Raw genomic sequence first — 6,394 nt, forward strand, 5'->3', positions numbered from 1 at the left:
CTGTGTCCGCCGGCAGACTCAGCGTCGCCGCGGCGTCCTCTACGACGACGATCCCAAGAGCCGTCGGCGCCGTGTCGTCCCCTTGCCCACGCCGTGCATCGCCCCGCTGCGCCGGCACCGGATGCGTCAGTCCGCCGCGCACGCCAAGGCGGGGGAGCACTGGTACGAGTCGGGCTACGTCTTCACCACCCGCACCGGCCGCCAGGTCGAGCCGAGGAACGTCTACCGCTCGTTCACCCGCGTGGACGTCTACACGCACGTCGTGCAGGACACGCAACGCGAGGCCATTACCCACATGGACCGGCTGTTCAAGAGGCGGCCGGTTGTGGGTGATCGCCCTCGTTGATGTCAAAAGTGGATGTCAAAGGCCCCGGACCATGATCGGTCCGGGGCCTTTTGGCTGGTGCCCCCGGCAGGATTCGAACCTGCGACACCCGCTTTAGGAGTGGGATCGAATCCTTGCCGGGTGGTGCTTGGTTGTGTCAGCTACTGCTGTTTGTGCAGGTCAGCAGTTACCCGGCAAGAAGCTTGATCCCACTTGTGATGGCTGGTACTCCGCGGTCCGCTCACGCATCGTGTGCTCAGCCGAGGGACGGTCGGCCAGGAATGTGCCGAGCGCAGGCCCCTGGCCTGTCCTGTCGTCGTCAGGCCACTGCTCTTCTGTTCTTCCAGACCTCCCGCATCACGATCGTGAAGAACTCGAAGTACGTGCGCTGCACGTTCAGCGCGAACTCCTGGGTGTCGGCGTGCCTTTCGCGGAGGCGGTTGATCGGGACGTTCATCGCGGCGTGGTGCTCGATGTGCAGGTTGTTTCCGTTGGTGAACCAGGTAGTCAGCCAACTGCCGGTTATTGAGCGGGTGTTGTGCAACACGTCGACACTGTCGGTGTCGCACAGGATGTGCTCGGGCAGCTCCACCAGGAAGTGCATCGGCATCGCCACGAGGAAGGGCAGCAGCCACAGGCGTACCACCAGCGACCCACCGCCGAGGGCGCAGACCGTCACGAGGAGTGCAACGAAGATCCCGAACCACCGGTATTCGGCGATGATCGCCTTGCGGCTCTTCGGGGAAATCTGCCCCATGTCGTACTGCCAGCGGCCCGGCACGCACTGGACGATGTCACGCCCCACGCCCACGAGACGACTCACGTCGAACAACCCCTTGGCCAGGGCGCTCAGGGTGAGCGGCTTGCGCGTGTCGAAGCCGAAGAACTCCGTGTCCTGCGGGGTCCCCAGGTAGCGGTGGTGCTGCAGATGACGTACTCGGTAGTGGCTGTAGGACACGAACATGGGCGTGCCCAGCGGCACACCGACGATGCGGTGCGCACGTGAACCGCGGAAGGCCGAATGGTGCAGGCACTGGTGCTGCAGTTCCACCGCGTGGGTGTACGCCGCCCCCAGGACGACCACACCGACCGCGGTCACCGCGTACGAGGACTGAACAGCGAGCACTATCCCCGCCGCTGTCAGTATGGCGAGTACGCATATCTTGCCGATGAAGACGGTCTGGTCCGTGGCGCGAACGGGTGCCCGCTGATACAGCAATTGCGGAGAGATCGAGGTTTCGGACATCAGCAATTACCCCCTATTGTCTGGTGGTCCTAGGTGAGTTGGTTGGTGATCAGGGCAGCAGGACAGAGCGAGGCGACCCCACGAAAGGGTCGTCGGGCCTCGCGGTGTCAGCGGCTATACGTGGGCGGCCAGGTCGGTGGACCGCTGCACTCCCTTGAGCAGCAGCGCGGTGACCAGCAGCGACATCACGGCCATCGAGGCCATCGCCCAGCCCACCGCGTCCACCCCGGGGAGCAGCTGGGCGATGCCGCCGGCCACTGCGGCCCCCAGGCCCTGAGCCACCATCAGGCCGGTGCTGAACAGGCCGAACGCCTGGCCGCGCGTGTCCTCGTGGGTCTGGCCCACCAGCCGCTCCTGCAACGGCAGCAGCGCCGCACAGCCGAAGGCGGACAGCGCGACCAGCGCCGCCGCAACCGGTACCGGCGGCGACAGCGGGAACAGTAGGAACGGCACCCCCAGCAGCACGCACAGCGGCAGGACCAGCCGGTCCCGCAACGCCAGGGGGACGAAGCGTCCGACCACGATGTCTCCGGCGAGCATGCCGCCCGCGCCGGCCGCCAGCAGAAATCCGGCGTGGTCCCTGGCGTACGGGATGAACAGCGCCTCGCAGCCCGTGACCAGGCCGTTGGGCAGCCACATCAACAGGTAGAGCGGCCGGACGACCGGCGAGGTGAGCAGCTCGCGGTTGATACGGCGGCTGCGCTCGACCGTCTTTCCCGCGGCGCGCGGCGGGCGGTCCGGGAGCCCGAGCCGCGCGGTGACGCCGGCGGTGACGCCGACCGCCGCCGCGATGCCAAACAGCCAGGACGGCGACACCACGGCGAGCAGCACGGCGCCAATGCCGTTGCCGATGATCTGCATGCCGCCGACCGTGATGTTCATCGTGGCGCGCGCCAGCACGAACGCGTCTTTCGGCACGATGTCGGACAGCAGCGCGATGACGGCCCCCGATGTCGCGGCCATCGCCACATAGCCGCCCGCGAGGATCAGGAACCGCAGCCACCAGCCCAGACCCGGGAGTGTCTGCAACGCGGCCGTCGTCGTGGACACGCTCGCCATGAAGATCATCGCGGTGCGTGGACGCATCAGGTCCGAGGTAGCCAACAGATAGCGTGCAGCGACGAGTTGCACGAGCGGTCCGCCGAAGAGGGAGATCGCCGTCAGGAATGGCGATCCCGTCTGGTGGTACATCACGGTGCCGAGTGCCAGGCTGGAGAGCACGACACCCGTCATCGCGAACAGGCGGACCACGAACAGGGCCCGGAACTCACGGATCCTGAAGATCTCGCGGTAGGTCGTCATGTGCCGGGCAACTGATCGATACGAACTCGCCACAGCCCGACCTGACGCGCCACACACTGCGGCGAGGTACCGCCGAGACTGCGGCGCGAGTTCACCGAATCCTCCACCCCGAGCACCGCGAACACATCCGCGTTGATGCGGGAATCAACCTCCTGCATCTCCTTCAGCGGCAACTCGTCCAGGCTGCACGCCCGTTCGTCCGCCAGCCGCACCAGCCGGCCCGTGATGTGGTGGGCCTCTCGGAACGGCATGCCCAGCTCACGCGTCAGCCAGTCGGCGAGGTCGGTCGCCGTCGCATGGCCGGCGCCGGCCGCCGCCCGCATCTCCGCCGCGCGGGCCTTCAGGTCCCCGATCATGCCGATCATCGCCTTCAGACACAGCTCGAAGGTGTCGGCACCGTCGAAGGTCCGTTCCTTGTCCTCCTGCATGTCCTTGGAGAACGTCAGCGGCAGCGCCTTCATGACCGTCAGAAGGCCGAACAAGGAGCCGTGCACCCGGCCGGTCTTGCCGCGGACCAGCTCGGCGGCGTCGGGATTCCGCTTCTGCGGCATGATCGACGAGCCGGTCGTCCAGGCGTCCGACAGTTCGATGAAGCCGAACTGCGGCGACATCCACAGCACGATCTCCTCGGCCAGGCGCGACAGATGCGTCATGCACATCGAGGCGGCCGAGAGGTACTCGAGGGCGAAGTCCCGGTCCGAGACCGCGTCCAGGGAGTTGGCCATCGGCCGGGCGAACCCCAGCAGCTCCGCGGTGAGTTCGCGGTCGATCGGGAAGGACGTCCCGGCCAGTGCCGCCGCGCCGAGCGGAGACTCGTTCAGGCGCTCGCGACAGTCACGCAGACGTCCGTAGTCGCGCCCGAACATCTCGACGTACGCCATCAGATGGTGACCGAACGACACCGGCTGAGCGCTCTGCAGATGGGTGTATCCGGGCAGGATGGTCGCCGTGTGCTGTCCGGCCTGCTCGACCAGAACCTTGATGAGCTGCCGGACCAGACGCAGTGCGCGGTCGTTGGCGTCGCGCACCCAGAGACGGAAGCTCGTGGCGACCTGGTCGTTGCGGCTGCGGGCCGTGTGCAGTCGCCCGGCTGCGGCGCCGATCAGCTCGCGGAGCCGGGACTCGATGTTCATGTGAATGTCTTCGAGCTCCGCCGAGAACGTGAAGTTCCTGGAGGTGATTTCGGCCCGAATCACCTCCAGGCCGTCCTTGATCGCCGTGGCGTCCACCTCGGAGATGATGTCCTGCTGACAGAGCATCGTGACATGGGCGACCGAGCCGTCGATGTCCTGCATGGCCATCCGCTGGTCGAAGCCGATGGAGGCGTTGATCTGCTCCATCACCTCGGACATGCCTTCACCGAAACGGCCCCTGATCAACCCGCTGCCCTTGCTCGCCTGGTCGCTCACGTTCTGCGCCGCCTTTCTGGAATGAAGAGAGAAATCTGTGACGTCAAACCTGCGGCACGCTACCCGACATCGATGTGGACCCCCGACATGACATCTCGGCACAGCTCGATCGCCTGCGCGGCGGTCGGGGCCGTGGTCAGCACATAACCGACCCGGGTGTGGGAGTCCCGTATCTGCGGGATCAGGTCCCCTGCCTTCAGCGGAAGGTGGAACTTGAGGACACCGGGCAGCCCCTGCCACCGCTGCGCCCCGCTGATGCCGGTGACTGTCCCCGGCGGTGGCGCGAAGAACCGGATCGCAGCGGCACCGGCGACCGTGAGCGCCGGTTCCTGGGGCCTGACGCCGTCGAGGGACCACTGGACCAGCAGGTCGAGCAGATCGTGCCCCGTGGCCTGCCTGACGAGTGTCGGGATCGAGTCTCCGCCGACCCGGGTGTGCGTCTCGATGACTTCCGGGCCCGACGGTGTCAGGCGCAGCTCCGTATGGCTGCAGCCGTCCATGATGCCCATGACGTCGAGGAACTCGGAGACGTACGCCACGATCGCCGCCGAGTCCGCGGGTTCGAGCGGCGCCGGGACGACGTGACCGATCTCCACGAAGGGGTTCGCCGGGTCGTCGTCGTGAGTGAACTTGCCCGTGATCGCCACCACATGGTGTTCGCCGGCGCAGCTGAACGCCTCGACAGAGAACTCCGGACCGGAGAGGAACGGCTCCGCGATGTACTCGTCGGCGGTCAAGGGCGGCATGACAACCTCTTCGGCCCGGCGGAAGCACGACACATGCTCGCTTCCCCTGCCGTGACGTGGCTTCACGATCACCGGATATCCGTGCTCGGCCGCGAAGTCCCGGATGTCGGCGACATCCCGCACGACCGCGCAGGGGACGGCGGAGAACGCCTTGTCCCGCAGCCATGTGCGCATGGCGAACTTGTCCCGGGTGCGGCCGACGACCTCGGGGGAGAGGCCCGGAACCCCGAGTGCCTCCGCGATCCGCGCCGCGGGTATCAGCCCGTGCTCCGTCAGGGAGAGCACCGCGCTGAAGGGTGTGTCGCGGTGGATCGCCGACAGCATCGGGATCAGCGACGGATCGTCGTAGTCGGTCAGGACATTGCGTCGCGCGGTCGCCACCAACGCCTCGTCGTATCCCGTCGGCGTGTCCACCAGCGTGATGTCGGCACCGAGCAGGCGCACACGGTCGCACAGCCCGGGACCGCCGCCCACGACGACGACCTGCCTTGGATTCTTCATCACGGTGTCCGAACGTAGGTTTCCAGGTCGGTCAACGACTCACCGCGCAGCATGGAGAATCCGGTACGCCGATTCACCGAGAAGGGTTCCGCGCCGGCGACGACTCCGCTCGTGTCGTCGTGGACGTGCAGCACTTCGACGCTGTCGGGCGGTGTCACGGCGGAGCGCTCGTCGAACGCGAAGCGGATCCCGTGCCAGACGTCCCGCGGTTCGCGTGGCGCCGCCTTCCAGTCCAGGCCCGCTCGCGCGTGCAGGTACGCGTCCTCCAGCGACAAGCCGTGCTGCAGTTCGACGAGCTCGGGCACATGGTCTCCCGCGGGGCGGGCGGCGGCTTCGATGACGCTGACGCGATCGTGAGTCATCTTGAACTCCACGTGCATCACGCCCTGCGCCATGCCCCAGCCCGAGGCGATGCGTTCGATCGCCTCGAGCAGCTCTGGTTCGTGCTGCGCCGGCAGGTCGCTGCCCGAGACATGGCCGATCTCGTAGCACGCCGGAAGCGGTGACAGGTATTTCTGCGTCAAGGCGTGGGCGACCACCTGCCCGCCCTGCACGACGCATTCGAGGCTGAACTCGGGCCCCGCCACGAACTCCTCGACGAGGGCGCCGGCGCTAAACGCGTAGTTGGTCAGCCGGGACGTCTTGAAGGCCGACATCTTCGCGAGTGTCTCCTCCACCTCGGCCCGTGAGTCGCACTTGCGCACGAACAGGCTCATGGCCATGTCTACCGGTTTGACGATCACGGGGAAGACGACCTTCTCCCAGTCGAGGGGCCGGCGGGGCACCGGCCGGCGCCTCCCCGGCCACAGGCCCCGCGGCCGCGCCACCCCCCTCAAACACCACACAACCAAACAGGGCGAGGTTG

At 67.0% G+C, this 6,394-nt stretch carries 5 protein-coding genes and 1 pseudogene; 1 reads left to right on the forward strand and 5 read right to left on the reverse strand.

All coding sequences use genetic code 11. The features are described 5' to 3' along the window. Window positions 1–4 precede the first annotated feature (4 nt). Window positions 5–346: pseudogene (locus ACFVYF_RS10900) on the forward strand (site-specific integrase); the annotation flags it as partial. 298 nt (window positions 347–644) lie between these two features. On the opposite strand, the gene ACFVYF_RS10905 reads toward ACFVYF_RS10900, so the two are convergent. The 5 genes from ACFVYF_RS10905 to ACFVYF_RS10925 all read right to left on the reverse strand — a co-directional run bounded on the left by ACFVYF_RS10905 (window position 645) and on the right by ACFVYF_RS10925 (window position 6,272). Then, a complete protein-coding gene (locus tag ACFVYF_RS10905; RefSeq protein ID WP_389454119.1) occupies window positions 645–1,571 on the reverse strand; it encodes a fatty acid desaturase family protein in 927 nt (308 codons plus the stop codon). Between the two features lie 114 nt (window positions 1,572–1,685). Continuing rightward, window positions 1,686–2,873 carry an MFS transporter gene (locus ACFVYF_RS10910; protein WP_389454122.1) on the reverse strand — a complete coding sequence of 396 codons (1,188 nt, stop codon included), beginning with the start codon at window positions 2,871–2,873 and terminating at the stop codon, window positions 1,686–1,688. Continuing rightward, window positions 2,870–4,282 carry an argininosuccinate lyase gene (gene argH / locus ACFVYF_RS10915; RefSeq protein WP_389454125.1) on the reverse strand — a complete coding sequence of 471 codons (1,413 nt, stop codon included), beginning with the start codon at window positions 4,280–4,282 and terminating at the stop codon, window positions 2,870–2,872. Before argH ends, ACFVYF_RS10910 begins: the two co-directional genes overlap by 4 nt. A 59-nt stretch (window positions 4,283–4,341) precedes the next feature. Next, the gene (locus ACFVYF_RS10920) at window positions 4,342–5,529 is read right to left on the reverse strand and encodes an ATP-grasp domain-containing protein (protein WP_389454707.1); all 1,188 of its coding nucleotides are present in this window, start codon (window positions 5,527–5,529) and stop codon (window positions 4,342–4,344) included. After that, the gene (locus ACFVYF_RS10925) at window positions 5,529–6,272 is read right to left on the reverse strand and encodes an acetyl-CoA carboxylase biotin carboxylase subunit family protein (protein WP_389454128.1); all 744 of its coding nucleotides are present in this window, start codon (window positions 6,270–6,272) and stop codon (window positions 5,529–5,531) included. The genes ACFVYF_RS10920 and ACFVYF_RS10925 overlap by 1 nt, the downstream gene beginning before the upstream one ends. Between the last annotated feature and the right edge of the window lie 122 nt (window positions 6,273–6,394).

Source organism: Streptomyces sp. NPDC058274, assembly GCF_042881375.1.
Classification (GTDB): domain Bacteria; phylum Actinomycetota; class Actinomycetes; order Streptomycetales; family Streptomycetaceae; genus Streptomyces.